This window comes from Marinibacterium sp. SX1 (genome assembly GCF_050389775.1).
In the GTDB taxonomy this organism is placed as follows: domain Bacteria; phylum Pseudomonadota; class Alphaproteobacteria; order Rhodobacterales; family Rhodobacteraceae; genus Marinibacterium.
Genome location: NZ_CP177144.1, coordinates 2962411 through 2987937 on the forward strand (window position 1 = coordinate 2962411; position 25527 = coordinate 2987937).

At 65.5% G+C, this 25527-nt stretch carries 28 protein-coding genes; 16 read left to right on the plus strand and 12 right to left on the minus strand.

Going from position 1 to position 25527, the window contains the following annotated elements; translation table 11 throughout:
* Positions 1-6 precede the first annotated feature (6 nt).
* From lpxA to ACK3BB_RS13395, 4 genes are read left to right on the plus strand one after another with little or no spacing between them, the layout of a single operon-like run.
* Positions 7-789 carry an acyl-ACP--UDP-N-acetylglucosamine O-acyltransferase gene (lpxA, locus tag ACK3BB_RS13380; RefSeq protein WP_428925142.1) on the plus strand — a complete coding sequence of 261 codons (783 nt, stop codon included), beginning with the start codon at positions 7-9 and terminating at the stop codon, positions 787-789.
* A gap of 3 nt (positions 790-792) precedes the next feature.
* Positions 793-1602 (plus strand): LpxI family protein, encoded by an 810-nt coding sequence (locus tag ACK3BB_RS13385; RefSeq protein WP_428925143.1) that lies wholly within the window; start codon positions 793-795, stop codon positions 1600-1602.
* Positions 1602-2753 carry a lipid-A-disaccharide synthase gene (lpxB, locus tag ACK3BB_RS13390; protein WP_428925144.1) on the plus strand — a complete coding sequence of 384 codons (1152 nt, stop codon included), beginning with the start codon at positions 1602-1604 and terminating at the stop codon, positions 2751-2753. The genes ACK3BB_RS13385 and lpxB overlap by 1 nt, the downstream gene beginning before the upstream one ends.
* Positions 2754-2789: 36 nt before the next feature.
* Positions 2790-3323, plus strand: a complete 534-nt coding sequence (locus tag ACK3BB_RS13395; protein ID WP_428925145.1) for a hypothetical protein — start codon at positions 2790-2792, stop codon at positions 3321-3323.
* A 4-nt stretch (positions 3324-3327) separates the two neighbouring features.
* Here the strand turns inward: ACK3BB_RS13395 and mnmA are convergent, their stop codons facing one another.
* Positions 3328-4467, minus strand: a complete 1140-nt coding sequence (mnmA, locus tag ACK3BB_RS13400; RefSeq protein WP_428925146.1) for a tRNA 2-thiouridine(34) synthase MnmA — start codon at positions 4465-4467, stop codon at positions 3328-3330.
* Positions 4468-4597: 130 nt separating this feature from the next.
* Here mnmA and ACK3BB_RS13405 point away from each other — a divergent pair, with 130 nt between their 5' ends.
* The 5 genes from ACK3BB_RS13405 to ACK3BB_RS13425 all read left to right on the plus strand — a co-directional run bounded on the left by ACK3BB_RS13405 (position 4598) and on the right by ACK3BB_RS13425 (position 10524).
* Entirely contained in the window at positions 4598-4876 is a 279-nt protein-coding gene (locus tag ACK3BB_RS13405; RefSeq protein ID WP_428925147.1) for a DUF1153 domain-containing protein, read from the plus strand.
* A 96-nt stretch (positions 4877-4972) separates the two neighbouring features.
* Complete coding sequence (gene ctrA, locus ACK3BB_RS13410) at positions 4973-5689, plus strand: response regulator transcription factor CtrA (RefSeq protein WP_428925148.1); 717 nt, start codon at positions 4973-4975, stop codon at positions 5687-5689.
* 120 nt (positions 5690-5809) lie between these two features.
* Complete coding sequence (gene ligA, locus ACK3BB_RS13415; RefSeq protein ID WP_428925149.1) at positions 5810-8062, plus strand: NAD-dependent DNA ligase LigA; 2253 nt, start codon at positions 5810-5812, stop codon at positions 8060-8062.
* Positions 8059-10149, plus strand: a complete 2091-nt coding sequence (gene recG, locus ACK3BB_RS13420) for an ATP-dependent DNA helicase RecG (RefSeq protein ID WP_428925150.1) — start codon at positions 8059-8061, stop codon at positions 10147-10149. Before ligA ends, recG begins: the two co-directional genes overlap by 4 nt.
* Before the next feature lie 252 nt (positions 10150-10401).
* A complete protein-coding gene (locus ACK3BB_RS13425; protein ID WP_428925151.1) occupies positions 10402-10524 on the plus strand; it encodes a hypothetical protein in 123 nt (40 codons plus the stop codon).
* Positions 10525-10739: 215 nt separating this feature from the next.
* Here the strand turns inward: ACK3BB_RS13425 and ACK3BB_RS13430 are convergent, their stop codons facing one another.
* Positions 10740-11192: an iron-sulfur cluster assembly scaffold protein gene (locus tag ACK3BB_RS13430; RefSeq protein ID WP_428925152.1), complete on the minus strand. Its 453-nt coding sequence runs from the start codon at positions 11190-11192 to the stop codon at positions 10740-10742.
* Between the two features lie 66 nt (positions 11193-11258).
* Here ACK3BB_RS13430 and hisI point away from each other — a divergent pair, with 66 nt between their 5' ends.
* On the plus strand, positions 11259-11624 hold the full coding sequence (gene hisI / locus ACK3BB_RS13435) for a phosphoribosyl-AMP cyclohydrolase (protein WP_428925153.1): 366 nt from the start codon (positions 11259-11261) through the stop codon (positions 11622-11624).
* Between the two features lie 24 nt (positions 11625-11648).
* On the opposite strand, the gene gluQRS is transcribed toward hisI, so the two are convergent.
* The 4 genes from gluQRS to ACK3BB_RS13455 form a co-directional block, all read right to left on the minus strand.
* Complete coding sequence (gene gluQRS, locus ACK3BB_RS13440; protein ID WP_428925154.1) at positions 11649-12491, minus strand: tRNA glutamyl-Q(34) synthetase GluQRS; 843 nt, start codon at positions 12489-12491, stop codon at positions 11649-11651.
* Between the two features lie 63 nt (positions 12492-12554).
* Positions 12555-12743 carry a hypothetical protein gene (locus ACK3BB_RS13445; protein WP_428925155.1) on the minus strand — a complete coding sequence of 63 codons (189 nt, stop codon included), beginning with the start codon at positions 12741-12743 and terminating at the stop codon, positions 12555-12557.
* Between the two features lie 127 nt (positions 12744-12870).
* Positions 12871-14223: a methylenetetrahydrofolate--tRNA-(uracil(54)-C(5))-methyltransferase (FADH(2)-oxidizing) TrmFO gene (gene trmFO / locus ACK3BB_RS13450; RefSeq protein ID WP_428925156.1), complete on the minus strand. Its 1353-nt coding sequence runs from the start codon at positions 14221-14223 to the stop codon at positions 12871-12873.
* A 282-nt stretch (positions 14224-14505) separates the two neighbouring features.
* Positions 14506-15291, minus strand: coding sequence for an enoyl-CoA hydratase (locus ACK3BB_RS13455; RefSeq protein WP_428925157.1), 786 nt, complete (start codon positions 15289-15291; stop codon positions 14506-14508).
* A 56-nt stretch (positions 15292-15347) separates the two neighbouring features.
* On the opposite strand from ACK3BB_RS13455, the gene ACK3BB_RS13460 reads away from it, so the two are divergent.
* A complete protein-coding gene (locus ACK3BB_RS13460; protein WP_428925158.1) occupies positions 15348-15791 on the plus strand; it encodes a PaaI family thioesterase in 444 nt (147 codons plus the stop codon).
* Here the strand turns inward: ACK3BB_RS13460 and ACK3BB_RS13465 are convergent.
* The 4 genes from ACK3BB_RS13465 to ACK3BB_RS13480 form a co-directional block, all read right to left on the minus strand.
* Positions 15788-16705, minus strand: a complete 918-nt coding sequence (locus ACK3BB_RS13465; protein WP_428925159.1) for a glycosyltransferase family 2 protein — start codon at positions 16703-16705, stop codon at positions 15788-15790. The two genes, ACK3BB_RS13460 and ACK3BB_RS13465, sit on opposite strands and share 4 nt — an antisense overlap.
* Positions 16706-17047: 342 nt before the next feature.
* Positions 17048-17893: a polyamine aminopropyltransferase gene (speE, locus tag ACK3BB_RS13470; RefSeq protein ID WP_428925160.1), complete on the minus strand. Its 846-nt coding sequence runs from the start codon at positions 17891-17893 to the stop codon at positions 17048-17050.
* Entirely contained in the window at positions 17890-18471 is a 582-nt protein-coding gene (gene speD / locus ACK3BB_RS13475; protein WP_428925161.1) for an adenosylmethionine decarboxylase, read from the minus strand. The genes speE and speD overlap by 4 nt, the downstream gene beginning before the upstream one ends.
* A 397-nt stretch (positions 18472-18868) precedes the next feature.
* Positions 18869-19096: a DUF1127 domain-containing protein gene (locus ACK3BB_RS13480; RefSeq protein WP_428925162.1), complete on the minus strand. Its 228-nt coding sequence runs from the start codon at positions 19094-19096 to the stop codon at positions 18869-18871.
* Between the two features lie 96 nt (positions 19097-19192).
* Between ACK3BB_RS13480 and ACK3BB_RS13485 the strand changes: the two genes are divergently transcribed.
* The 5 genes from ACK3BB_RS13485 (at position 19193) to ACK3BB_RS13505 (ending at position 23941) form a co-directional block, all read left to right on the plus strand.
* Positions 19193-20617 (plus strand): PLP-dependent aminotransferase family protein, encoded by a 1425-nt coding sequence (locus ACK3BB_RS13485; protein ID WP_428925163.1) that lies wholly within the window; start codon positions 19193-19195, stop codon positions 20615-20617.
* A 168-nt stretch (positions 20618-20785) separates the two neighbouring features.
* The gene (gene rplM, locus ACK3BB_RS13490; protein ID WP_428925164.1) at positions 20786-21244 is read left to right on the plus strand and encodes a 50S ribosomal protein L13; all 459 of its coding nucleotides are present in this window, start codon (positions 20786-20788) and stop codon (positions 21242-21244) included.
* A gap of 5 nt (positions 21245-21249) precedes the next feature.
* Positions 21250-21744 (plus strand): 30S ribosomal protein S9, encoded by a 495-nt coding sequence (gene rpsI / locus ACK3BB_RS13495; RefSeq protein WP_428925165.1) that lies wholly within the window; start codon positions 21250-21252, stop codon positions 21742-21744.
* Between the two features lie 135 nt (positions 21745-21879).
* The gene (locus ACK3BB_RS13500; RefSeq protein WP_428925166.1) at positions 21880-22965 is read left to right on the plus strand and encodes a hypothetical protein; all 1086 of its coding nucleotides are present in this window, start codon (positions 21880-21882) and stop codon (positions 22963-22965) included.
* A 10-nt stretch (positions 22966-22975) separates the two neighbouring features.
* Positions 22976-23941, plus strand: a complete 966-nt coding sequence (locus ACK3BB_RS13505) for a glycosyltransferase family 8 protein (RefSeq protein ID WP_428928737.1) — start codon at positions 22976-22978, stop codon at positions 23939-23941.
* 70 nt (positions 23942-24011) lie between these two features.
* Here the strand turns inward: ACK3BB_RS13505 and ACK3BB_RS13510 are convergent, their stop codons facing one another.
* Positions 24012-24629 carry a TetR/AcrR family transcriptional regulator gene (locus ACK3BB_RS13510; RefSeq protein ID WP_428925167.1) on the minus strand — a complete coding sequence of 206 codons (618 nt, stop codon included), beginning with the start codon at positions 24627-24629 and terminating at the stop codon, positions 24012-24014.
* Positions 24622-25491: a polyphosphate kinase 2 gene (gene ppk2, locus ACK3BB_RS13515; RefSeq protein WP_428925168.1), complete on the minus strand. Its 870-nt coding sequence runs from the start codon at positions 25489-25491 to the stop codon at positions 24622-24624. Before ppk2 ends, ACK3BB_RS13510 begins: the two co-directional genes overlap by 8 nt.
* Positions 25492-25527: the final 36 nt, after the last annotated feature.

Consider the following 25527-nt stretch of genomic DNA (forward strand, 5'->3'; position numbering starts at 1 on the left):
GACGCGATGAGCGACATTCACCCCAGCGCCGTGATCGAGGAAGGTGCCCGGATCGGCGCCGATGTCCGGATCGGCCCGTTCTGCCATGTCGGGCCCGATGTCACGCTGGGCGACGGGGTGGAATTGCGCAGCCATGTCGTGGTCACCGGCTTGACCAGCATCGGCGCGGGCACCCAGGTGTTCCCCGGGGCCGTGCTGGGCGAGATCCCGCAGGATCTGAAATTCTCGGGTGAACAGACGCGGGTCGAGGTCGGCGAACGCAACCGCATCCGCGAACATGTGACGATCAATGCCGGCACGGCCGGCGGGGGCGGGCTGACCCGCGTGGGCGATGATTGCCTGCTGATGGCCGGCTGCCACGTGGCCCATGATTGCCATGTCGGCAACCGGGTGATCATCGTCAACCAGGCGGTGATGGGCGGCCATTGCATCATCGGTGACGATGCGATCATCGGCGGCATGTCGGCCCTGCACCAGTTCGTGCGCGTCGGCCGTGGCGCTATGATCGGCGGCATGAGCGGCGTGGAACGCGACGTGATCCCCTATGGCCTGGTCCAGGGCGAGCGGGCCGGGCTGGAAGGGCTGAACCTTGTCGGCCTGAAACGCCGGGGTCTCCCGCGCGAGGATATCCACGCTCTGCGCGCGGCCTTCCGCGATCTCGGCGCCGAGGGCGGCAGCTTTCAGGAGCGGGCCCAGAAGGTGGCCGAGACCTACCAGTCCGACCAGGTGCGCGAGATCGTCGAGTTCATTCTCGGCGCGACCGACCGGTCCTTCCTCACCCCGAGGTAAACCATGCTGGCGCTCATCGCCGGAGAAGGCGCCTTGCCCGCGGCCCTGGTCGAGCGGCTGCCCAGCCGGCCGATGATCCTGTCGCTGCAGGGCTTCCGGCCCGATGGGGTCGAGGTCGACCGGGTGTTCCGGCTGGAAAAGCTGGGATCGGTGCTGAAACAGCTGCGCCGCGACGGGGTGACCGAGATCTGCTTTGCCGGGGGCATCCGCCGGCCGCAGATCAACCCGCTGGCCATCGACCTGGCCACCATGCCCTATCTGCCGACGGTCAAGAAGGCCCTGGCGGCCAGCGATGACGGCGCCCTGCGGGCGGCCATCGCCGTGCTGGAACAGGCCGGGTTCGCTGTGCGCGCGGCCCATGAGATCGCGCCCGACCTGCTGCCGCCGGCGGGCATTCCCACCGCCGCCCAGCCCGACGACAAGGCGCGCAAGGATGCCGCCCGGGGCCAGGCCATCGTCGAGGCCATGGCCGGGGCCGATATCGGCCAGGCCTGCGCGGTCTGGCGCGGCCAGGCGCTGTCGATCGAGGGGATCTATGGCACCGACTGGATGCTGCGGTCGCTGCGCCGGCGGCCCGATGGAGGGGCCGATGGCAGCCGCAAGGGCGGGCTGCTGTTCAAGGCACCCAAGCCGACCCAGGACCGGCGGGCCGATCTGCCGATCATCGGGCCCAAGACCGTCGAGGCCGTGGCCGAGGCCGGGCTGACCGGCATTGTCGTCGAGGCCGGCGGGGTGATGGTGCTGCACCGCGAACAGGTCATCGCGGCCTGCGACGACCGGGGCATGTATCTCTGGGTCCGGGAGCGGGCCTGATGCGGGTCTTCATCATCGCCGGCGAGCCGTCCGGCGACCGGCTGGGCGGGGCGCTGATGGCCGGGCTGCGGGCGTTGCGGCCCGACGTGCGGTTCGACGGCATCGGCGGGCCCGAGATGGAAGCCCAGGGGCTGTCCAGCCGCTTTCCGATGCAGGAACTCAGCGTGATGGGCATTGCCGAGATCCTGCCCGGGCTGCGCCACCTGATGCGGCGCATCGACGAGACGGCCGAGGCGGTGGTCACGGGGCGGCCGGATGTGCTGATCACCATCGACAGCCCCGATTTCTGCCTGCGCGTGGCACGGCGGGCCAAGGCGCGGATGGCTTTGCGCACGGTGCATTACGTGGCGCCGTCGGTCTGGGCCTGGCGGCCGGGCCGGGCGGCCAAGATGGCCCGGGTGATCGACCACGTTCTGGCCCTGCTGCCCTTCGAGCCGCCGTACATGGAAGCGGCGGGCATGGCCTGTGATTTCGTGGGTCATCCGGTCTCGACCGAAGCCGTGGCCGGGCCGGCGGAGGTGGCGGCCTTTCGGGCGGAACACGGGCTGGGCGATGCGCCGCTGCTGACGGTGCTGCCCGGGTCGCGGGGCGGCGAGGTCGCGCGCCATGCGCCGGTCTTCGGCAAGGCCCTGGAACCGATCCTGGCCGAGCGGCCCGACCTGCGGCTGATCCTGCCGACGACAGGGCCCCAGGCCGACAGGCTGCGGGCGCTGACGGCCGACTGGGTGCAGCAGCCGCTGATCCTGGATCCCCGGGGGCTGGACAACGACCGGGTGCAGGCACGCAAGCGGGCGGCCTTTGCGGCGTCGCAGGCGGCATTGGCGGCATCGGGGACGGTGTCGCTGGAGCTGGCGGCGCAGGGCACGCCGATGGCGATTGCCTACGGGATGAACCGGCTGACCTGGGAGATCGTGTCGCGCATGGCGCTGCTGGACACGGTGACGCTGGTGAACCTGGTGAGCGAGACGCGGGTGGTGCCCGAGGCCCTCGGCCCGCGCTGCGCGCCGGAGCATGTCACGCCGATCCTGCGCCAGGTGCTGGACGATCCGGCGGCGCAGAAGGCAGCCATGGCCCTGACGATGGACCGGCTCGGCCGGGGCGGCGAGCCGCCCGGCTCTCGGGCGGCGCGGGCCGTTCTGGACCGGATCTGAACCTTGGGCGCCTTTCTGGCCTTCGGGACGCTCTTCATGACCGTCCTTCTGACCTCGCTCGGCAACCTGGCCGTGGCCATCGGCATGAGCCTGGGCCCCGACCGGCGGGCCGTGGTGGCTTCCTACACGCTGTCGCTGCTGCTGGTGCTGGGCCTGTCGCTCGTGCTGGGGATCGGGGCCGACCGGGTGCTGGCCTCGGAAGGCTGGCTGGGCTGGCCGGTGCTGGTCTTTGGCCTGGTCGACCTGGCCCGGATGCTGCGTGGGCGGGAGACGGGCGGCGAGGAACGCCATGTCTCGCTGGCCTCGACGATGGTGCTGTTCTGTGCGCTGTCGGTCGACACGCTGGCCGTGCTGACGCCGTTCTTCGCCGAGGAACATTCCGACCTGCGGCTGCCGGCCGTTCTGGGCGGGCTGACGGCCATTGCCCTCACCGCGCTGGCGCTGGATGTGCTGGCCCTGCGCCTGCGGCCCTGGCTGCAGGATCAGCGCTGGCTGGATTTCTCCGGGCCGGTGGCGATGATCCTGGCCGGGCTCTACATCCTTCTCGACACGCCGACCGACGCGATCTGAGCGCTCAGCCCTTCCAGATCCAGCCACCGCCAAAGATGCGGCTGCCCCCGGTTTCGTAGAACACGCAGGCCTGGCCCGGGCTGACGCCATCCTCGGGCGACAGCAGCTCGACCTCGGCCGTGGTGTCGGTCAGCGGGCGCAGGATGGCTTCGCGCGGGGGGCGGGTCGAGCGGACCTTGACCGACACATGCCATTCCTCGCGCGAGGTGAAGGGCGCGTTGCCCAGCCAGTTGATCTCGCGCACGGGGACGACGCGGGTGGCCAGCAGGTCGCGCGGGCCGACAACGACCTGGCGCGCGTCGACATCCAGCCGGACCACGTAAAGCGGTTCGGTCAGCCCGCCGATGCCCAGGCCGCGGCGCTGGCCGATGGTGTAATGGATGACCCCGGTGTGCTGGCCCAGCACCCGGCCGTCGACATGCACGATCTGGCCCGGTTCCGCCGCGCCGGGGCGCAGTTTCTCGATGACCGAGGCATAATCGCCGTTGGGCACGAAACAGATGTCCTGGCTGTCGGGCTTGTCGGCCACGCTCAGCCCGTATTCGGCGGCCATCGTGCGGGTGGCATCCTTGGACGGCAGGTGGCCCAGGGGGAATCGCAGAAAGTCGAGCTGTTCCGGCGTGGTCGAGAACAGAAAGTAGGATTGGTCGCGGGTGGCATCTTCGGCGCAATGCAGTTCGGGGCCGTCGGGGCCCATCTTGCGCTGGATGTAATGGCCGGTGGCCATGCAATCGGCATCGAGGTCGCGCGCGGTTTCCAGCAGGTCCTTGAACTTGACCCGTTCATTGCAGCGGATGCACGGCACGGGGGTGGCCCCGGCCAGGTAGCTGTCGGCGAATTCGTCGATCACCGCATCCTTGAAGATGTTTTCATAATCAAGGACATAGTGGGGAAAGCCGCGCTCTTCGGCGACCCGCCGGGCATCATGGATGTCGATGCCCGCACAGCAGGCGCCCTTCTTGGCCAGGGCCGCGCCATGGTCGTAAAGCTGCAGCGTCACGCCCACCACGTCATAGCCCTGGTCGGCCAGGTAGGCCGCCACGACCGAGCTGTCCACGCCGCCGGACATGGCCACGACCACGCGGGTGTCGGCGGGGGCCTTGGCAAAGCCCAATGAATTCGTCTGAGGCGTGTCGAGAGCCATGGATGCCGTCCTGTGAGGGGGGTGAATGCGGTGAATATAGGAAAATCCGACACACTCGCAAGGCACGCCTTCACGGCACGTTAAGTCCGTTCACGGAAAGTCCCTGCATGGACACGCGAAGGTAAAGACCATGTTTCTCAAGAAAGTCGACGGCCCCCGGGCCGTGACCTTGCCGGATGGCACGATCATGACACGGGCGGATCTTCCGCCGGAGAACACCACGCGTTGGGTGGCGTCGCGCAAGGCGGCGGTTGTCCGGGGGGTCCTCTACGGACTGATTTCGCAAAAGGACGCATTGGACAGATATGCATTGTCGGAAGAGGAATTCCTCTCCTGGGTCAGTGCGGTCGCAAACCACGGGGAAGAGGCGCTGAAAGCCACGGCCCTGAAAAAGTATAGACAACCTTAAGTTGTTTTGCGACAATGTTGACAATGGTAACGTGCGATTAACCTTTATTGGTCAGTCTTCCATGCGACAGAAACAGAACCCTTGCGGAGACCCATGATGCGTGTGCTCTTGGTTGAAGACGATCCAACAACTTCGAAAAGCATCGAGCTGATGCTGACCCATGCCAACCTGAACGTCTATGCGACGGACCTGGGGGAGGAAGGGATCGACCTGGCCAAGCTTTACGATTACGACCTGATCCTGCTGGATTTGAACCTGCCCGACATGAACGGCCACGAGGTGTTGCGCCAGCTGCGCATGTCGCGGATCGACACGCCGATCCTGATCCTGTCGGGCGAGGACGATACCGAGAACAAGATCAAGGGTTTCGGCTTTGGCGCCGACGATTACCTGACCAAGCCGTTCCACCGCGAGGAACTGGTCGCGCGCATCCATGCGATCATCCGGCGGTCGAAGGGTCATTCGCAATCTGTCATCCGCACCGGCAAGATTTCTGTCAATCTCGATGCCAAGACGGTCGAGGCCGATGGCCAGCCGGTTCACCTGACCGGCAAGGAATACCAGATGTTGGAATTGCTGAGCCTGCGCAAGGGCACGACCCTGACGAAAGAGATGTTCCTCAATCATCTGTACGGCGGAATGGACGAGCCGGAATTGAAGATCATCGATGTCTTCATCTGCAAATTGCGCAAGAAGCTCAGCCGCGCGACGGAAGGCGAGAACTATATCGAGACAGTCTGGGGCCGCGGCTACGTGCTGCGCGACCCGCAGGAGGACCCGCTGAACGGTCCGCAGATCGCCATCGGCGCCTGACGCCAGCTGCCCGGCGGCAGCAATCGGCCGCACAAGCCGTCACGTGAGGCCGCCGGACATCTGGACCCCGGAAGGAGGGCGCACTAAACCTTGTGCCGATCCTAGACCGGGGGCGCTGGTATGAACGATGGGGTAACGGTCGACACGCTGACCGAAGCTGAGGCAAGGGCCGAACTGGCGCGGCTGGCCGCGATATTGAACCGGGCCAACACGGCCTATCACCAGGACGACGCGCCCGAGATCGCGGATGCGGAATATGATGCGCTGAAGATCCGCAATGCGGACATCGAGGCGCGGTTTCCCGGGCTGAAGCGCGATGACAGCCCGTCCGACCAGGTCGGCGCAGCGCCGGCCGAAGGCTTTGCCAAGATCGCGCACAGCGTTCGGATGATGTCGCTGGCCAATGCCTTTGCCGATGACGACATTGCCGATTTCGACACGTCGATCCGCAAGTATCTGGGCCTCGGGGCGGAGGCGCCGCTGGCCTATACGGCCGAGCCCAAGATCGACGGGCTGTCGCTGTCACTGCGCTATGAACGGGGCAAACTGGTCCAGGCCGCGACACGGGGTGACGGCGAGGTTGGCGAGAACGTCACCGCAAATGCCCGCACCATCGACGATATTCCCGTCGCGCTGACCGACGCGCCCGAGGTGCTCGAAGTGCGCGGCGAGGTCTACATGTCGCACGAGGATTTCGCGGCGCTGAACGCCCGCCAGGCCGAGGCCGGGCAAAAGACCTTTGCCAACCCGCGCAATGCAGCCGCCGGTTCGTTGCGCCAGCTGGATGCGGCGATCACCCGGGCCCGACCGCTGCGGTTCTTTGCCTATGCCTGGGGGGAGCTGTCCGCGCCGCTGGCAGATACGCAATCCGGTGCCATCGACCGCCTGCAAGCCCTTGGGTTTTCGACCAATCCCCTGACGCGTCGCTGTGACGGGCCGGCCGAGATGCTGGCCCATTACCGGGCGATCGAGGAACAGCGTGCCACGCTTGGCTATGATATCGACGGCGTGGTCTACAAGGTCGATGACTTGGCCTTGCAATCCCGGCTCGGGTTCCGCTCCACCACGCCCCGCTGGGCGATTGCCCACAAGTTCCCGGCCGAGCTGGCCTGGACCTGGCTCGAAGCCATCGACATCCAGGTCGGCCGGACCGGTGCGCTGAGCCCGGTGGCCCGGCTGACGCCGGTGACCGTCGGCGGGGTGGTCGTGTCCAACGCCACGCTGCACAACGAAGACTACATTGCCGGCCGCGACGCGTCGGGCAACGAGATCCGCGGTGGCAAGGATATCCGCGCCGGCGACTGGGTGCAGGTCTATCGCGCGGGGGATGTCATTCCGAAGGTCGCCGATGTCGACCTGTCGCGCCGCCTGGCCGAGGCGGTGCCTTACGTCTTCCCCGAATGTTGCCCGATCTGCGGCAGCCCGGCGGTCCGCGAGGAAGGTGATGCCATCCGCCGTTGCACCGGGGGGCTGATATGTGCCGCTCAAGCCGTTGAAAAACTGAAGCATTTCGTGTCGCGCCAGGCGTTTGACATCGAAGGCCTTGGCGCCAGGCAGGTCGAGGCCTTTTACGGCGACGACCAATTGCCAGTGAAGGAACCGGCTGACATCTTCACCCTGCAGAGCCGCGACAAGGCCAACCTGACCAAGCTGGCCAACCGCGATGGCTGGGGTGAGACAAGTGCGAAGAACCTGTTTCAGGCTATTGAAGAAAAAAGGGAAATTCCCCTCGCGCGGTTGATCTTCGGCCTTGGTATCCGTCATGTCGGCGAAGTGGCGGCTCAGGACCTGGCCCGGCATTTCCTGACGTGGGAGTCCATGGCCCAGGCGCTGGATATTGCGCGGCCGGCGGCGCTGGCCCATCGCGCGGCCGACAAGGCCGCCGAGGCCGAGCGCGCCACGGCCGCCGCCGAAGGGCGCCGCGCCAAGCTGGCGGAGGCCCGGTCGCGCGCCGAGGCCGACTGTGATGTTCCGACCGAGGCGACCGAGGTCTGGGCCGACCTGATCGGCGCCGACGGCATCGGCCCGACCATGGCCCTGTCGCTGTCCGACGCCTTTGCCAACCCCGACGAACGCGCCGCGATGGATCGCCTGCTGGACCACCTCACGCCCATCGCGCCCGAGACCCGCGACGCCGGCAGCCCGGTCGCGGGCAAGACGGTTGTCTTCACCGGCACCCTGGAAAAGATGACCCGCGCCGAGGCCAAGGCCCGCGCCGAGGCGCTTGGCGCCAAGGTCACCGGATCGGTCAGCGCCAAGACCGACATCCTGGTCGCGGGCCCGGGCGCCGGTTCAAAGGCCAAGAAAGCGGCCGACCTGGGCATTCAGACGCTGGACGAAGACGGCTGGCTGGCCCTGATCGGCGCGTCATGACCGGCCGGCCAGAGCCGCTCTTCCCGCTGTTCGCCGAGCTGGAAACGCTGGACGGGGTCGGGCCGAAAATCGCCAAGCACCTCGGCCAGATGCGGATCGAACGGCCGCGTGATCTGTTGTTTACCTTGCCATACAACCTGGTCGACCGGCGCCGGCGCGCGTCGATCAAGGATGCCGAACTGCCCATGGTGCTGACGGTGCAGGTCACCGTCGGCGCGCATCGGCCCTCGCGCAGCCGCGGCGGGGCCTATCGCATCCATGTCAGCGATGCCGAAACGGAATTCCAGCTGGTGTTCTTTCATGCCCGCGCCGAATATCTCAAGCGCATCCTGCCCGAAGGCGCGGTGCGCCTGGTGTCGGGCAAGGTCGAACTGTTCGACGGCATGGCGCAGATGGTGCATCCCGATCATGCCGTCGCGCTCGATGAGGCCAGCGACATCCCCGAGACAGAGCCGGTCTATCCGTTGACGGCCGGCGTCACGCAAAAGGTGATGTTTCGGGCGACCCGTTCCGTGCTGGCCCGGGTGCCGAGCCTGCCGGAATGGATCGATGCGGGCCAGAAATCCACGGCTGGCTGGCCCGATTGGGAGGTCGCGGCCCGCACATCCCATGCGCCGGAACACCCGGCCGACCTGGCGTTGGAAGCCCCGGCGCGCCAGCGGCTGGCCTATGACGAGTTGATGGCGCATCAATTGACCCTTGCCCTGGCGCGGCAGCGCGATCGCCGGCGCAAGGGATTGATTACCCAAGGAAACGGCGCACTTCAGGCGCGTGTTCTGGCCGCTTTGCCCTACAGCCCGACAAGTGCCCAGGCGCGCGCGGTCGAGGAAATCGCCGCCGACATGGCCCGCCCGCAGCGGATGAACCGGTTGCTGCAGGGGGACGTGGGTGCGGGCAAGACGCTGGTGGCCTTCATGGCGCTGCTGGTCGCGGTCGAGGCCGGCGGCCAGGGTGTGTTGATGGCGCCGACGGAAATCCTTGCGCGCCAACATCTTGAAGGGTTGCAGCCCCTGGCCGAAAGCGCCGGTGTCCGGCTGGAGATCCTGACCGGCCGCGACAAGGGCGCAGATCGGCGCGCCAAGCTCGACGCGCTGGCCTCGGGCGAGATTGCCATTCTTGTGGGCACCCATGCGGTGTTCCAGGCCGATGTGGCCTTTGCCGATTTGCGGCTGGCCATCGTCGACGAACAGCACCGGTTCGGCGTGCGCCAGCGGCTGGAACTGTCCAAAAAAGGACAGGCGGCGGATGTTCTGGTGATGACCGCCACCCCGATCCCGCGCTCGCTGGCCCTGGCCCAATATGGCGACATGGAGGTCAGCCTGCTGGACGAAAAACCGCCGGGGCGCAAACCGGTGCGCACGGCGGTCATCGGCGACAGTCGGATGGAAGAGGTCATCGACCATCTGCGCCGGGCCATCGCGGAAGGCCGGCAATGTTATTGGGTCTGCCCGCTGGTCGAGGAAAGCGAGGTCATGGACCTCACCGCCGCCGAGGAACGGTTCAAGCTGCTGCGCGCGGCGCTTGGCGAAGGCGTCGTCGGGCTGGTTCACGGTCAGATGCCTCCGGCGGACAAGGACGCCGCCATGGCCGATTTCCAGGCCGGGCAGACGCAGGTTCTGGTTGCGACCACGGTGATCGAGGTCGGGGTGAACGTGCCCAACGCCACGATCATGGTCATCGAGCGGGCCGAGACATTCGGCCTGGCGCAATTGCACCAGCTGCGCGGCCGCGTGGGCCGGGGCGAGGCGGCTTCGACCTGCCTGCTGATGTACCGCGCTCCATTGAACGAGGCCGGGCGCAAGCGGCTCGAAGTCCTGCGCGAATCCGAGGACGGGTTTCGCATTGCCGAGACCGATCTGCAGATGCGCGGCGCCGGTGACCTGATCGGGACCGCGCAATCGGGCCTGCCGGTCTTTCAGGTGGCTGATATCGAACGGCAGGCCGGGCTGATGGCCGTGGCCCAATCCGATGCGCGCAAGCTGTTGGCCGAAGATCCGACGCTGGAAACACCCCGGGGCAAGGCCGCGCGGCTGTTGCTTTGGCTGATGCGGCAGGACGAGGCCATCCGCCTGATCACCGTCGGGTGACCGCGCCCGGGCGACTCGCGCCAATGGGTCGCATGCATACCCCTACGTCACTTTTTCCGCGCCCTGCGGCGGCGGCGTGTTCTCGTTCAACTCATTGATTTCCCTTTCAAGTTCCGCCGAGGACATCCCGCATGTTCCAACGGTGTTCCTATATGTTCTCCGATGTTCTCATTTAGTTCTTGCTTTGCGCCACCCAATATGAGAACAAAGGGTCAACAAAACCTTAACCAGCACCTCACAGGGACCACCGACATGCTCAAGGATCTCAAGGACACGCTTCTGCGCTCTCATGCCACGCTGGCCCAGGATGTGGCCGGATTGTCGGCCCTGGTGGTAATCCTGCTTGTCGGTCTGCACCTGCCGCTGATCGCCTGACCAGAACCGTTTCTGCCTGCGAGCTCGTGCCGGCGCCCATCCGCATCCTGTCCCAAACCGATGCCGAGGGTGACTTGCCTGTCGACCCTCTCAGGGCGTGCCTCTGTCCCTGACCGGCGCCACCCGCATGAGACCCGCACACTTGACCGCCGCCATCCCGCCCGGATGAGCGGCGGTTTTTTCATTTCTGATCAATGGGGTAGGGCGCAGATCCGTCAGGCGCAATTGGCCTGTTCGGCCTGTTCCATCGCCTCGGCCGTGGCCTCCAGCGTCAGCAGGATCGAGGCATGGCGGTTCTTGTAATCGCGTGCGGGCAGCAGGACATCCAGCCCGTCAAAGGGCGCCTCGGGCGCGGGGCCTTCGGATTTCAGCATGGCCTTGAGCTGGTCACGCGCGGTTTCGATCTGCTCGCGGGTACAGCCGATCGCCGCGTCGCCGACAACCGAGGCGGCGGCCTGGCCCAGGGCACAGGCCTTCACGTCCTGGGCGAACTCGGCGATCTTGCCGTCCGCGACCCGCAGATCGACCGTCACGGTCGACCCGCACAACGGCGAGCGGCGCTTGACGCTGGCATCCGGCGCATCGAGACGCCCCAGGTGCGGGATCTCGGCGGCCAGATCCAGGATCCGCGCGGAATAAAGCTTGATCAGGTCCGTATCGCCAGACATGGCTTCCCCTCTGGTAGCGTTCCCCATAGATAGGGCGCGCCTCCCATGCAACACAAGGGTCTTGCCATGAGCTTCTCCGCCGCCTCGCTGGTCTATAACGACGCCGGGCTGATCCCCGCCATTGCCCAGGACGCGACCAGCGGCGAGGTCCTGATGATGGCCTGGATGAACGCCGAAGCCGTCGAAAAGACGTTGCAGACCGGGCGGGTGACCTATTGGTCGCGCTCGCGCCAGTCGTTCTGGATCAAGGGCGAAAGTTCGGGCCACGTGCAGGAACTTGTTGATTTCAGGGTGGATTGTGATCGCGATTGCCTGCTGGTGCTGGTCAACCAGACCGGGCCGGCCTGCCACACGAACCGGCGCAGCTGTTTCTATACCTCCGTGAAGGACGGTGCGGAAATCGAGCTGATGGCGCCGATGACCGACATCTGAGAACGCTCTGTTAACCGGCGAGGGCTACAGTCCGACCATCCGGCGGATGTCTTCGGGTGTCAGACCTTCGTCGCGGTATCTTGAAATCGCCCTGGCGTCATCGCGCTTGGCCAGGCGTTTGCCGGCGTCGTCGCGGATCAGCCGGTGGTGGTGATAGCTGGGCACGGGCAGGCCCAGCAGCATCTGCAGGGCAACATGCAGGGCGGTGGCCTCGAAGAGGTCAGCGCCCCGGATGACATGGGTGACGCTCTGTGCGGCATCATCGACAACCACCGACAGGTGGTACGATCCGGCCATGTCGCGCCGGGCCAGGATCGGGTCGCCGATGCTGCGTGTCAGGGCCATCGGGTCTATGTCATGGGTGCCTGCATGCTCGGGCCCGGTTTCGACAAAGCGCGGCGCGGGCAGGCGGTCGGCTGCGCGACGCATGTTCAGGCGGATGACATCTGACGGTCCACGCTCGGCCATGGGCCTGTGGCGACAGGTGCCGGAATAGATGCGCCCGTCGGGGCCGAATTGCGGCACGCCTTCCTGCGGCGCCCCAGCTGCGGCCTCGATATCGGCCCGCCGACAGCGGCAGGGATAGGTCAGCCCCATGTCGCCCAGCCGCTCCAGCGCCGCGTCATAGGCTGGCCCCCGGTCTGACTGCCGCATGACCGGCTCGGGCCAGTCCAGGCCCAGCCAGCGCAGGTCGTCGTGGATCCGTGTTTCCCATTCCGGGCGCGCGCGCGAGCGGTCGATATCCTCGATGCGCAGCAAGAATACACCGCCCGCAGCCCGGGCCATGTCATGGGCCAGACAGGCGGAATAGGCATGGCCCAGGTGCAGAGGCCCGGTGGGCGACGGGGCAAATCGTGTGGTGAACATGGCTGCTCATCGCATGGGCCAGGAGATTCGTGTAGGGCGGGGTTTACCCCGCCGCGCCAGCTCTCAAGGCTCGCGCCGCACCTTGGCCTGGTGGATCATCAACCAGGCCAGGATGATGAACATCGGATGGGTCAGCCCGCCCGACAGGATGATCGCCGGCACCCAGATGATCAGGACGATGATGCCGGTGATCACCCAACCCGACAGCAGGATCGCCAGCGGCGGAAGGAGGATGGCAAGAAGATAAAGCAAGAGGTGTCCTCGTTACGGGTCGTGATGGTCGGCCTGCACCGGCCGGGTCCTGCCGCGCCCGGGCCGAAATGATCCGGCACCGGCCGTTGAAATACCGGCCTCCGTGCAGCGCCCGGCCGGCAACACGTCAGGCGTGTGTCTCTTGAAACGACAACCAGCGCGCCCAGTCAAGCTTGGCCCGGTCGGTATAGGCCTTGTACCGATCCTTGCGCCCGCGCCGCCCGCCGCGCAGCCCTTCGACCGGCGGAAACAGGCCGAAGTTCACGTTCATCGGCTGGAACGTCTTGGCCTCGGCCCCGCCGGTGATGTGGGTGATCAACGCACCCGAGGCCGTGGTCGGTGGCGGTGGCGGCAGCGATCCGCCGTGCAGCTCGGCCGCGGCCATGCGCCCGGCCAGCAACCCCATCGCCGCGCTTTCGACATAACCTTCGACCCCGGTGACCTGGCCGGCAAACCGGATGTTCGGCCGCGACCGCAGCCGCATCTGGTCGTCCAGCAAGGTCGGGCTGTTCAGGAAGGTATTGCGGTGAATACCCCCCAGCCGGGCGAAACTGGCGTTTTCCAGCCCCGGGATCATGCGGAACACGTCGGTCTGGGCGCCATATTTCATCTTGGTCTGAAAGCCCACGATGTTGAACAGCGTGCCCAGCTTGTTGTCGCGGCGCAGCTGCACGATGGCATGGGCCTTGACGTCGGGCTGATGCGGATTGGTCAGGCCCACGGGCTTCATCGGCCCGTGGCGCAGGGTCTCGCGACCGCGTTCGGCCATCACCTCGATCGGCAGGCAACCGTCGAAATAGCCGGCCGTCTCACCGTCGTGGAACTCGGTCTTGTCGGCCGTAAGCAGCGCGTCGATGAAAGCCTCATAGGTTTCACGATCCATCGGGCAATTCAGGTAAGCCGTGCGCTCTTCCTCGGTCTCGCCCTTGTCATAGCGCGATTGCATCCAGGCTTTCGACATGTCGATGCTCTCGGCATAGACGATCGGCGCGATGGCATCGAAAAAGGCCAGCGCATCGGCCCCGGTCTCGGTCGCAATGGCCTGGCCCAGGGTGGGCGAGGTCAGAGGGCCGGTGGCAAAAATCCAATGGCCCTGGTCGGGCAGTTCGGACACTTCTTCATAAGACACATCGACATTGTCGAGCGCGGTCAGCCGGGCGGTAACCGTCTCGGCAAAGGGATCGCGATCGACCGCCAGCGCGCCACCGGCAGGCAGCCGATGGGTATCTGCGGTGGACATGATCAGCCCGCCACCCTCGCGCATTTCCCAGTGCAACAGGCCGACGGCGTTCTGTTCGTCATCATCCGAGCGGAAGGAATTGGAACAGACCATCTCGCCCAGGTGCCCGGTGCGATGGGCAAAGGTTTCAACCTTGGGCCGCATTTCGTGCAGGACCACGCGAATGCCCTGGTGCGCGGCCTGCCAGGCCGCCTCGGAACCGGCCATGCCGCCGCCGACGATATGAAGGATCTCTGTCATGGACGGCATGTAGAATGCGCCGCGCGCCTTTGCAACGTGCGCCGCGACGCCAGGCTAACATGCCAATCGCAAACAGGACGTTAACGTGGAAGAGGAGGGTCCGGGTCGCCGTGGCAGTGCTGTCGACCGGGAGAGAGTCCGGCTGGAGGGACATTGGGGCCACGGCGACCCCGAGACAGTACCGGGTGCCCCAGGCGCCCTTGGCCATCTTTTGCCATAAACTTGCCAGATTCGACAGCGCCGAAATGGAAACAATCCATTTCCGGCTGGGTCATTGTGATGTCATTGCTGCCAGTCGGGCGGACGTTTCTCGATGAAGGCCGCGATGCCTTCGGCCGTGTCCTTCAACAGCATGTTCTCGGCCATCACCTGTCCAGTATAGGCATAGGCCTCATCCAGGGGCATAAGCGCCTGTTTGTAAAAGGCTTCCTTGCCAATTGACACGGCTGCACCCAGCTTGGCCGCCAGGGTTTCAGCCAGGGCCCGGGTGGCATCGTCCAGCCCGTCGACCGGCGCCACGCGGTTGATCAGCCCCAGGCGCTCGGCCTCGGCAGCTTCGACAAACCCGCCGGTGGTCAGCATTTCGAAAGCTTTCTTGGGTGTAATGTTACGCGACAGGGCAACCATGGGAGTCGAACAGAACAGCCCGATGTTGACGCCATTGACCCCGAACCGCGTGCCCTCGGCCGCAACGGCCAGGTCGCATGTCGCAACCAGCTGGCAGCCAGCGGCCGTGGCGATGCCATGCACCTGGGCGATGACCGGCTGGGGCAGGGCGCGGATCGATTGCATCATCCGCGCGCACCGGTCGAACAGGTCCTGGAAATAGGCCCGCCCGCCATCCTCGGCCTGGCGTCCGGCCTGCATCTGTTTCAGGTCATGCCCGGCGCAAAAGGCCTTGCCCGCGCCCGACAGGACCACAACGCGGATCGATCGGTCGGCCTTCAGGTCGTCCAGCGTGGCCTGCAAGGCGTCCAGCATCTCCTCGCTCAGCGCATTCAGCCGCTCGGGCGCGTTCATCCGCAGATATGCGATGGCCCCGGCGTCACGGCGTTCCAGAATTGTCATGCTCACCCTCCCGTGCGATGCCTGCACCCTAAGGCCAAGCGAGGGAGAGGAAAAGCATGGGGCTTGCATTGGACCGCGAGGCGCTTGGCGCCTACCTGGACGAGGTGTTTCCGCAGGTGCGCGGGCAGTTTTCGGTGGATGAGCTAGCGCCGATGGATATCACCATGCGCCTGCATGTCGGCGACGGCCACCTTAGGCCGGGCGGTACGGTGTCGGGCCCGTCGATGTTCGCCCTGGCCGATGTCACGGTCTACGCGCTGGTCCTGTCGATGGTCGGCCGGCGCGCGCTGGCCGTGACGACCAATTGTTCGATTGACTTCATGCGCAAGCCGGCTTCGGGCTGCGATCTGCTGGCCCGGGGGCGGTTGCTGAAACTCGGCCGGGTGCTGGCCGTGGGTGACGTGCTGATGATGTCCGAAGGCAGCACCACGCCCGTCGCCCGGGCCAGCCTGACGTATTCCATTCCGCCCGACGGCTCGGCCGCAGCGCGCGCCGGCTAGATCAGCTCGCGGAATTCCGGCGGAAGGGTAAAGGCCTGCTCGGGCCGTTTGCCGTCCACAGTGCGGATGCCATAGGCTGCGGGTTTCTCGTTGCGGCGGACCAGCTCGACCTTTCCGTCGATGATATCAGCGGGCCGGGCCTGTCCCAGGTGCGGATTGCGGCGCAGGCGGGCGACGAAATCGCTGTAGACGTCGTCGGCATCCTTCCAATGCTGCTGGTTCTTGGTGTCCGGGTGCTGTTCGCGCACGGCGTCCAGATCAGCGGTCAAGGCTTTGTAACGGCTATCATAATCGACGATGTACTTCAGGTGGAACTGGACCAGGTTCGGGTCCAGCAGCATGTCGGCCTCCTGGTTGGGGCCATATCGCACGGTGCCGTGAAAGCCGTGGATATAAGAGGTGCGCTTGTAGGTCACCATCGGTTTGCACATGTGCGGTGCAAAGACCACATCGTGGTTGATGCGCAGCGGATGCGACAGCGGGGCTTCGGCATCGTCCTTCGGTGCTTCGGGGTCAAATACCTCGGCGGGCACGACGTTCAGCCCGATCGGCGCGCGGGCCATCGTCGGGTCCTGCGCGCGTAGGTAATCGGCAAAACTCATGTCGACGGCCGGGTCGAGGGCGATGAATTCGTCGACATCGGTGAAAACCACGGCGTGATAGGCCGACAGGAAGGCGTCGACCATGTTGGTCACCATCTTGGTGCGCAGCAGCGAGAATGTCTTGTCGAAGGCGCGCGGCAGGACGATGTGGTTCAGCCCCTGGCAGATTTCGCGGTGAACGGGATTGTCGCCGTGGCTGATGACGCAAAGATGCTCGTGGCCGACCAGCCGCCCGTAATGTTCGACCCAGAGTTTCAGCAGCCTCTCGGAGCCGTAAACCATTGTCATGGCCGCGATCTTGTCGGTTTTCATGCCGTTCCCTCGTTCCAGGCGTCGAATCCTGTTCGGGTATATGCGAGGGTGGAAAGCGGGGCAACGTGGCCCGATCCGGCCGGCCGGGCATTGCGTAAAGCGCGGTTGGCGCGTCGGATTACACGTGCGCCGCGACGCATTCGGCAGGGCACGTGGTCCATGGTCGATGTTTGCCGGTGACCCCGGTGATGCGATTTTGAACGATGCACAGTCTGGCCCGGGTGAGCGACGTCATGGTTGGCTTGGGTGAACGGTGCGCTTTTGGGCCCAGGCCTTTGGCGGCAGGCGCCTGGACAACCGGGCGATGACAACCGGGCGATGGCTCGCCCGGTCGATCTCGGGTCAGGGCAGCAGCCTGCGGACGTAGCCGGGCAGGGCAAAGGCCGCCTTGTGGACCTCGGGCGTATAATAATCGGTCTGCAGCCCCGCCTGGATAAAGCGGGTCTCCAGAACGGCCAGGTCGACGGCGCGGGCGTCGCCGTCGGTGGCCCAGCCAAAGGCCATCGGTCCGCCCGCATAGGTCGGAACGGTGGCCAGATAGCAGCCCCAATCGGCAAAGAGCGCCTTGAAGGCGCGCAGCGTGTTGGTCAGCTCTTCTCCTTGCTGGAAGGGCACGCCGTTTTGGGTGACAAGGATGCCGCCGGGAGCCAAGGCCTGTTGCGCGTGACCATAGAAGGTATCCGTGAACAAAACCTCACCGGGACCGATGGGATCGGTGCTGTCGACGATGATCACGTCGAACGTGCCGCCGGGCGCCTTCATGAAATCCGCACCATCGGCAATGACCAGGTTCAGGCGGGGATCGTCAAAGGCGCCCTGGCTGAGCATGGGCAGATAAGTCTTTGAAAACTCAACCACACCGGCGTCGATTTCCACCATGGTCACATGTTCGACGGACGCGTGCCGCAAAACCTCGCGGGCCATGCCGCCATCACCACCGCCGATGATCAGCACGCGCTTGGCGGCGCCATGCGCCAGGATCGGCACATGGGTCAGCATCTCGTGGTAGATGAAATTATCGCCTTCGGTCGTCTGCACGACGTCATCCAGCGTCAGGACACGGCCGAAGCGATTGTTCTGAAACACTTTCAGTCGCTGATGCTCGGTCTCGCTGTCATACAGCAACTCGTCGATCGAAAGCGCCTGGGCATATTCGGGATAGAGCGTTTCCTTCATCCACTCGGTCATGCCGCGACCTCCGGTGCCTCGACGAGGCCTTCGCCGCGCCGCAGCTCCTTGACCCGCACATCCGCGGTGCCGAAGGCCGCTTTCAGCACATCGACGGCCTTCCAGGGCTGGGCATCGCCGCACATGAAGACGTCGAAGGCGCCATAGCCAATTTCGGGCCAGGTGTGGACCGAGATATGGCTTTCGGCCAGCACGGCCACGCCGCTCACGCCCTGGGGGCTGAACTTGTGCGTATGAATGTGCAGCAGCGTCGCGCCACATGTATCGACACAATCGCGGAAGGCCTGCTGGATGCGATCTTCGTCGTCCAGCCCGTGGCCATCGACCACTTCGATGATCAGATGAGTTCCGGCAAAGACCGCGCCGTCACGCCGGATGAAGTGATCCTCGCGGTCACTGTCCAGCGGGCTGAGCGGTGTTTGCAGGCCGGCATCATTCGCCGGCACGGCAATGTCGCCGTCAAAGACGACATTCGAATCAATGGTTTGCATGCAAGCGGTCACACCGCGTGCGGTATCTTCCTCATGGGCGCCTGTCTCCAGACCGATCCCCAGTTGGAAGAGGTTGGCGTCCTTCATGGCGCTCCCCTTCGTTCCAGCAGATAACAATCCGGCGGTCCCTTAGCGCCCCCCCTTGCGGGGTTGGGATCGGTTCCGCAACGAGGGCGGACCTAGGGCCTGTCTCCGACTCGATCAAGGATTTTTTCGCTGCACCGGCAAAAAAGCGCGTTGGCGTTGGCGGGCGGATGTCAGGCGTGTTGGGTGGGCTTGCTACAATGTTGGATAGGGGGGCATTGTATCGTTTGTTCGGGTGGCCCGTGGTACAATTGTGCAGGGATCATGGTGTAAACGCGGAGTTGGCCCATCGCGTCGATCCGCGGGTTCAGGGCGCAAGAGGTCGCATGAAACAAAAAAGGCCGGGCAATGCCCGGCCAGGAAGAGGTCCTGTAAAATCAGTGGCCTCGGGGAGATGTGTTCAGGCCATCCAGAAGGGCCGGCGGGCTTCCTTCTGGGCCTCGCTCCGGGTCACGCCAATATCGGCGAGCATGTGATCCTCGAGCCGCGCCAGGTCGTTTCGGGTGCGTTTTCGGGTATCCCAGAGCGTAATGACCGCAGCCACCTTCACAGCGAACAGAGCGGTCAGCGGCAGGCGAGGGGCTGCGGCGAGCGGCGACAAGGTCCGTGTGGTCAGGGTGCGTGTCATTGGAACATCCTTTCGATTGTATTGACACAAAGGGTCATTATTCGGTACATTATCTTGATACGCTCGCAGATGTACCAAAGCCAGAGAAACATTGTGATGGATACAATTTGGTCGGCTCCTCTGAAAAACGTCAAAGGGCCGAAATACGAACTGGTCGCGGAAAAGATCCGGAAACGCATCGCGTCGGGTGTCCTGGTGCCGGGCGCCAAGCTGCCGCCGGTGCGCGAGCTGGCCTATCGGCTGGGCATCACGCCGGGCACCGTGGCCCGGGCCTATGGGGTACTGACCGATGAGGGGCTGTTGCAGGGCGAGGTGGGCCGGGGCACATTCGTGGCACATCCGCCGCCCGAGCCTGACCCGGAATACATCGCCGCCGGGCCGCTGGAGGTTGACGTCATCGCCCATGGCACCGGCCTGTTCGACAATGATGACGTCAATCTCTTTTCGCCGCATCTGCCCAGTGTCGGCCAGGCCCGGCTGATCCGCGAATTGCTGGCCCGCGTGGCCGAAGACCCGCCTTCGGGCCTGATGCATTACCCCAGCCGTGCCAATTCGCGCCCGGCGCGCGAGGCCGTGGCCCGCTGGCTGGCCGATGCGCCGATCGGAACAGTGGGGGCCGATGACATCGTGCTGACCAATGGCGGCCAGAACGGCATTTCGCTGGTGCTGCAGGCCACGTTGCGCGGGCGGCGGCCGGCGATCCTGGTCGAAGACCTGTCCTATCCGGGCTTCCGTCGGGCGGCCGAACTGCTGCGCGCCGATGTCATCCCCGTGGCCATGGATGGCGAAGGGCTGATCCCCGAAGCGGTGGAAGCCGCGGCCCGGGGCTGTGACGCGCAGGTGCTGTGTACCTCGCCGGAAATCCACAATCCGACATTGATCACCACGCCGCTGCATCGCCGCAAGGCGCTGGCCGAGGTGGCGCGCAAGCTGGACCTGCAGATCCTGGAAGACGATTGTTACCAGATGCGCCGGGCGGTCACGCCGTCCTATCGCGTACTGGCGCCGGAACGCGCGTGGTATGTCGCCTCGCTGTCCAAGAGCCTGACCCCCGCCTTGCGCGTGGGGTTCGGCGTGGCCCCCGAAGGCGCGGCCGCCGCTCTGCGCCGGGCGGCGGAACACGGGTTCTTTGGCCTGGCCACGCCGATGACCGACCTGACCGAGATGCTGCTGAGCGACCCGCGCGTGCAGGGCCTGGCCGATCACGTGGCCGGAGTTGTCGGCCGCTACGTGCAAAGCGCGGTCAACATCCTGGGCCGCTACGATCTGAAATGGCGGGAAGAAGCCGCGTTTCTCTGGCTGGAACTGCCGCAGGGCTGGCGGGCCGGAGCCTTTTGCCGGGCCGCCGAGGCGCGCGGCGTGCAACTGCGCTCGGCCGAGGATTTCGCCCCGCGCAACGCCAACACGCCCCATGCGGTGCGCTTTGCCGTCAATGCCGGCATCCCGCTGACCCGGTTCGAAGACGCGTTGCACCGCCTGCGCGACCTGCTGGACAACCCGCCGGAGCGGATCGAGGTGTAGAAATGTGGGGTATATAGATACCTAAATTGCAAGCCATTGTTTTGGAGTGATTAAATCTGGTTTGTGCGTATTGACGGGCGACGCGCTTGTCTTGTACATCGCCCCATCCAATATCGGACCGGCCCGCAAGGTGCCGGTCTTTCCAATCAAAACCAGGGCTGACCTGTTATGAAAACCTTTTCTGCAAAACACGCAGACATCGACAAGAAATGGATCCTGATCGACGCCGAGGGCGTGGTTCTGGGCCGTCTTGCCTCGATCGTCGCGATGCGCCTGCGCGGCAAGCACAAGGCGACCTTCACCCCGCACATGGACATGGGCGACAATGTCATCGTCATCAACGCCGACAAGGTGCAGATGACCGGCAAGAAGCGTGAAGAACACTTCTACTGGCACACCGGCCACCCCGGCGGGATCAAGAGCCGCACCAAGCAGCAGATCCTCGAAGGGGCCCACCCCGAGCGCGTGGTCTTCCAGGCCGTGAAACGCATGCTGCCGGGCAATCGCCTGTCCCGCCAGCAGATGACCAACCTGCGCATCTATGCCGGCGCCGAGCATCCCCACGAGGCGCAAAGCCCCGAAGTGCTCGACGTCAAGGCGATGAACAAGAAGAACACCCGGAGCTGAGACGGATGGCTGAGGAAATCAAATCGCTCGAAGGCCTCGAAGCGGCCGTGACCGAGACCGGCGCCGTTGCTGCTGCCGAAGAAGAAATCAACCGCGAACCCGTGCGTGACAGCCTGGGCCGCTCCTATGCCACCGGCAAGCGGAAGGACGCCGTCGCACGCGTCTGGATCAAGCCGGGTTCGGGCAAGGTGACCGTGAACGGCAAGGAAATCCAGGTGTACTTCGGTCGCCCGGTGCTGCAGATGATCCTGCGCCAGCCCTTCACCGTGGCCGGTGTCGAAGGCCAGTTCGATGTGATGGCAACCGTCAAGGGCGGTGGTCTGTCGGGCCAGGCCGGTGCGGTCAAGCACGGCATCTCGAAGGCGCTGCAGCTCTATGATCCGTCGCTGCGCCCCGCGCTGAAAGCCGCCGGCTTCCTGACGCGCGACAGCCGCGTCGTCGAACGGAAGAAATACGGCCGGGCCAAGGCTCGCAGGAGCTTCCAGTTCTCGAAGCGCTGATCCTGTCGGATTGGACAAGAATTTGGGGGTCGCCTTTGGGCGGCCCCTTTGCTTTTGCACCCATGCCGCTGGCCCTTGGCGGCCGGTCGGGCTATGTGGGCGGCAAGGAAACGGGCGGCAGGCAGGGGCAGCGCCATGGGCAGCAATCTGGTCGAGCGGGTGAAACGGCTGATGGCCCCCTGGCCGGAGGTGCGGCCCGACACGTTCATCCTGTGGGAACCCTGTTCCAAAAGCCATGGCGAGATCGTGCCGGGCTATGCGCGTTACCTGCGCGACCTGGGCTTCGACGTGCTGGTGCTGATGACCCCGGCGCGGCTGGACGAAGGGCTGTTCGCGCGGTTCGATCCCACGGGCATCCGCCATGGCGGGCTGAGCCAGCGCCAGATCCGGCGGTTCGTGCAGCGGCCCGAGATCCGGCAGGCGGCCGGCATCCTGGTGACCACGGCCGGCAAGCTGCCCGACGGGCCCGACGGGGCGGTCGACCTGGCCCGGGTGTTCGGCCAGACACGGCCCGATCGCGTGCTTCTGGTCGAGCATGACGCCCGGCCGCGCATCGATTGCGGCGCCTGGGACCCGCAAACGATCACCCTGCGCACACTCGATTACAAGGGCGCCCGGTCGGTCGTGGTCAACCCGCATGATTTCGGCACGGTCCGCCACGGGCCGCGCAATGGCGACCGGACGGTCTTTGTCATGGTCGGCGCGCTGCGGGCCAAGCGGGGCAATGCGCCGCTGGTCTACCAGACGGCCGAAAGGCTGATCGCCGGCGGGCGGCGCAATTTCGAGATACGGGTCATTGGCAAGCCCGGGCGCGATCCGGTGCCCGACGCCCTGCGCGACCATGTCGTGCCCTTGGGCCGGCTGCCATTTGACCGGCTCTACGACGAGGTCGAGGCGGCCGATTTCCTGCTGACCTCGTTCCAGGCCGACAATCCCGACCATGATTTCTATCGCACCGGCGGCACGTCGGGCGCGTTCCAGCTGGCCTATGGTTTTGCCAAGCCGATCCTGTTGCAAGAGGCCTTTGCCCGGCTGACCCGGTTCAACGCGACCAATGCGCTGGTCTATGGCGATGACGATGGGCTGATGGGGGCCATGGCCCGGGCCACCGACATGGATGCCGGGACCTATGCCGCGCTGCAGGCGGGGATGGAGGCCACGGCCACGGCGATCTATGAAAGCTCGCTGGTCAACCTGAGAGGGCTGGCCTGTGACGGATGACCGCCGCGAGATGCAGGAGGGCAGGGTGAAGAGCCCCGAGGAACAGACTGAAATTCCAGTCATTTTCTGTTTTGATGATCGTATCCTTCTGGGCGCCGGGGTCAGCATGCTGTCGATGCTTGATGCCGCCGCGCCGGGCACGACCTATGACATCCATATCTTTCACCCGGGGTTCGGCCCGGCAATCCGCGGCGGGTTTGACAGCCTGGTTGCCGGCACGCGCCACAAGATCGCCTATCACGAGATCGCGCCCGAACGGTTCGAAGGCGTGCCGAAGAACAAGGGCAGCTGGACCGAGATCGTCTATTACCGGCTGCTGGCGCCCGAGGTGCTCGACGGGCTGGACAAGGCGATCTATTCCGATGTCGACGTGTTCTTTACCCGCGACATGGGCGCGGCCTTTGCCACCGACCTGGCATGCGATGGCGGCGCCGATTGGGCGGGCGTGGCGGCCGAGGGCAATGGGCCGCAAAACGTGACGCATCGGCATTTCCCGGAAAACCCAAAGGATACCATATATTTCTCGGGTTTCATGGTGATGAACCTTGAACGCATGCGCCAGCGCGGGGCGGTGGGGCGCTATTTCGACGTGATCGAGGAGATGGGCGATCGGCTGAAGTTCTTCGACCTGGACATTCTCAACATCGCGACCGACCGCATCCGCCGGCTGCCCTTTGATTACGTCGTGCTGGAAGACGTCTACGAGACCGAGGACATCACCGCCTCGCGCGATTGGGCCTACCTGCAATCGGTCTATACGCTGGCCGACCTGGAGGCCGCGCGGGAGGATCCGGCGATCCTGCATTACGCCGGGCGGCGGGGCAAACCCTGGCAACGGCGGGTGGTGCCGGCCTATTACCGGGCGGTGGTGGCGCGGCTGCCCCGGGTGTTGCGGCGGACGACCTTTCGCGACTGGCGCAAGCGCTGGATCGGGGCCAAGGGCCGGCGGCGTTATCCCTGGCGCTCGGCGCTCTAGGGCGGGCGTGGCTCCCCCGGGCGGACGCGGCGCGTCCCCCCGGTGTCGCGGTTTTCAGGTGTCGCGGGTGTCAGGCGTCGGGGGGGATCAGGCCGAGCCCGCGCAGGTAGATGCCGATGCCGGTTTCCAGAAGATCCTCGGGCGGAAAGGGCGATTGCGCGCCCGGACCGCGGGCATAAAGCTCGACCACGCCATGGCTCATCGCCCAGATATGGGCCGAGAACATCGACGGTGGGGGCCGGCGTTCGGGCGGGATATGTTGCGACAGATCGGCCGCGGCCTGTTCCAGAACGGCCCGTGCCCGGGCCGCCGCAGCGGCCAGGCCCGGCACGCGGTTGGCCGAAATACCGCTTTCGAACATGGCGATGTAATGGCCCGGATACTTGCGCGCAAAGGCCAGGTAGGCCCGGCCGGTCGCCTCGAAGGCGGCCAGGGCCGAAGGCTGGCCGGTGTCATAGGCATATTGGATCACGTCGGCGAAAATCTCGTAGCCCTGCCGGGCCACCTCGGCGATCAGGTCCTCGCGGCCTTCGAAATGGCGGTAGACGGCGGCCGGCGTGACCCCGGCTTCCTTGGCGGCCTGGCTCAGCGTGAACCCGGTGGGGCCCTTTTCCTCGATCAGGCCAAGCGCGGCCTCGACCAGCGCCTGGCGCAGGTTGCCGTGGTGATAGCCGCGTTTCTTAGGCATCCCAGATGTCCGGGCCCCCGCAGATGGCCGGATCGGGCGGGCCGAGGGCCTTGGCGTCCTTGCCGTCGTAATCCAGCGCGGCCAGCACGTGGCGGATGGCCGCCAGCCGGGCGCGGCGCTTGTCGTCGCTGCGCACCACGGTCCAGGGCGAGCGGCTGTCATGCGACCGGGTCAGGGTTTCGAGGATGGCGGCCGAATATTCATCCCATTTGCCCAGCCCCTCGACATCGATCTGGCTGAGTTTCCAGTGTTTCAGCGGGTCCTGTTCGCGGGCCAGGAACCGGCGCAGCTGTTCGGCCCGGCCGACATTGAGCCAGAGCTTGAACAGCCGGATGCCATCCCCGACCAGGGCCTGTTCAAAGGGCATCACCTGGCGGAAGAACCGTTCGCGCTCCTCTTCGCCGCAAAAGCCGAAGACATGTTCGACCACGCCGCGATTGTACCAGGACCGGTCAAAGAACACGATCTCGCCGGCCGAGGGCAAGTGGCTGATATAGCGCTGGAAATACCATTGCGACGCCTCGGCATCCGAGGGTTTCGACAACGCCACGACCCGGGCGCCGCGCGGGTTGAGGTTCTCGCGGAAGCGCTTGATCGTGCCGCCCTTGCCGGCGGCGTCGCGGCCTTCGAAGAGGATGGCAATGCGCTGGCCCGTGGCCTTGGCCCAGGCCTGCATCTTGACCAATTCGACCTGCAGCGCGTCATGGGCGGCGTCATAGGCTTTGGCATCGAGGCGGGCGTCGTAGGGATAGCCCGGATCGATGATGTCCTTGGATTTCGCCCCCTTGATCCGTTCGCGGATCTCGTCGGGGGCGGAGGCGGCGTAAAAGGCGCTGATGGCACCGTCGAAGGGCAAGGCCATGGGGCGGATCCTCGGGCTGGTCGTTGACCCTATATG

What these genes read in the sequence shown, in the direction of transcription:
- lpxA (WP_428925142.1), top strand. Translation starts at nt 7, where the DNA reads ATGAGCGACATTCACCCCAGCGCCGTGATCGAGGAAGGTGCCCGGATC.
- ACK3BB_RS13385 (WP_428925143.1), top strand. Translation starts at nt 793, where the DNA reads ATGCTGGCGCTCATCGCCGGAGAAGGCGCCTTGCCCGCGGCCCTGGTC.
- lpxB (WP_428925144.1), top strand. Translation starts at nt 1,602, where the DNA reads ATGCGGGTCTTCATCATCGCCGGCGAGCCGTCCGGCGACCGGCTGGGC.
- ACK3BB_RS13395 (WP_428925145.1), top strand. Translation starts at nt 2,790, where the DNA reads ATGACCGTCCTTCTGACCTCGCTCGGCAACCTGGCCGTGGCCATCGGC.
- mnmA (WP_428925146.1), bottom strand. Translation starts at nt 4,467, where the DNA reads ATGGCTCTCGACACGCCTCAGACGAATTCATTGGGCTTTGCCAAGGCC.
- ACK3BB_RS13405 (WP_428925147.1), top strand. Translation starts at nt 4,598, where the DNA reads ATGTTTCTCAAGAAAGTCGACGGCCCCCGGGCCGTGACCTTGCCGGAT.
- ctrA (WP_428925148.1), top strand. Translation starts at nt 4,973, where the DNA reads ATGCGTGTGCTCTTGGTTGAAGACGATCCAACAACTTCGAAAAGCATC.
- ligA (WP_428925149.1), top strand. Translation starts at nt 5,810, where the DNA reads ATGAACGATGGGGTAACGGTCGACACGCTGACCGAAGCTGAGGCAAGG.
- recG (WP_428925150.1), top strand. Translation starts at nt 8,059, where the DNA reads ATGACCGGCCGGCCAGAGCCGCTCTTCCCGCTGTTCGCCGAGCTGGAA.
- ACK3BB_RS13425 (WP_428925151.1), top strand. Translation starts at nt 10,402, where the DNA reads ATGCTCAAGGATCTCAAGGACACGCTTCTGCGCTCTCATGCCACGCTG.
- ACK3BB_RS13430 (WP_428925152.1), bottom strand. Translation starts at nt 11,192, where the DNA reads ATGTCTGGCGATACGGACCTGATCAAGCTTTATTCCGCGCGGATCCTG.
- hisI (WP_428925153.1), top strand. Translation starts at nt 11,259, where the DNA reads ATGAGCTTCTCCGCCGCCTCGCTGGTCTATAACGACGCCGGGCTGATC.
- gluQRS (WP_428925154.1), bottom strand. Translation starts at nt 12,491, where the DNA reads ATGTTCACCACACGATTTGCCCCGTCGCCCACCGGGCCTCTGCACCTG.
- trmFO (WP_428925156.1), bottom strand. Translation starts at nt 14,223, where the DNA reads ATGACAGAGATCCTTCATATCGTCGGCGGCGGCATGGCCGGTTCCGAG.
- ACK3BB_RS13455 (WP_428925157.1), bottom strand. Translation starts at nt 15,291, where the DNA reads ATGACAATTCTGGAACGCCGTGACGCCGGGGCCATCGCATATCTGCGG.
- ACK3BB_RS13460 (WP_428925158.1), top strand. Translation starts at nt 15,348, where the DNA reads ATGGGGCTTGCATTGGACCGCGAGGCGCTTGGCGCCTACCTGGACGAG.
- ACK3BB_RS13465 (WP_428925159.1), bottom strand. Translation starts at nt 16,705, where the DNA reads ATGAAAACCGACAAGATCGCGGCCATGACAATGGTTTACGGCTCCGAG.
- speE (WP_428925160.1), bottom strand. Translation starts at nt 17,893, where the DNA reads ATGACCGAGTGGATGAAGGAAACGCTCTATCCCGAATATGCCCAGGCG.
- speD (WP_428925161.1), bottom strand. Translation starts at nt 18,471, where the DNA reads ATGAAGGACGCCAACCTCTTCCAACTGGGGATCGGTCTGGAGACAGGC.
- ACK3BB_RS13480 (WP_428925162.1), bottom strand. Translation starts at nt 19,096, where the DNA reads ATGACACGCACCCTGACCACACGGACCTTGTCGCCGCTCGCCGCAGCC.
- ACK3BB_RS13485 (WP_428925163.1), top strand. Translation starts at nt 19,193, where the DNA reads ATGGATACAATTTGGTCGGCTCCTCTGAAAAACGTCAAAGGGCCGAAA.
- rplM (WP_428925164.1), top strand. Translation starts at nt 20,786, where the DNA reads ATGAAAACCTTTTCTGCAAAACACGCAGACATCGACAAGAAATGGATC.
- rpsI (WP_428925165.1), top strand. Translation starts at nt 21,250, where the DNA reads ATGGCTGAGGAAATCAAATCGCTCGAAGGCCTCGAAGCGGCCGTGACC.
- ACK3BB_RS13500 (WP_428925166.1), top strand. Translation starts at nt 21,880, where the DNA reads ATGGGCAGCAATCTGGTCGAGCGGGTGAAACGGCTGATGGCCCCCTGG.
- ACK3BB_RS13505 (WP_428928737.1), top strand. Translation starts at nt 22,976, where the DNA reads ATGCAGGAGGGCAGGGTGAAGAGCCCCGAGGAACAGACTGAAATTCCA.
- ACK3BB_RS13510 (WP_428925167.1), bottom strand. Translation starts at nt 24,629, where the DNA reads ATGCCTAAGAAACGCGGCTATCACCACGGCAACCTGCGCCAGGCGCTG.
- ppk2 (WP_428925168.1), bottom strand. Translation starts at nt 25,491, where the DNA reads ATGGCCTTGCCCTTCGACGGTGCCATCAGCGCCTTTTACGCCGCCTCC.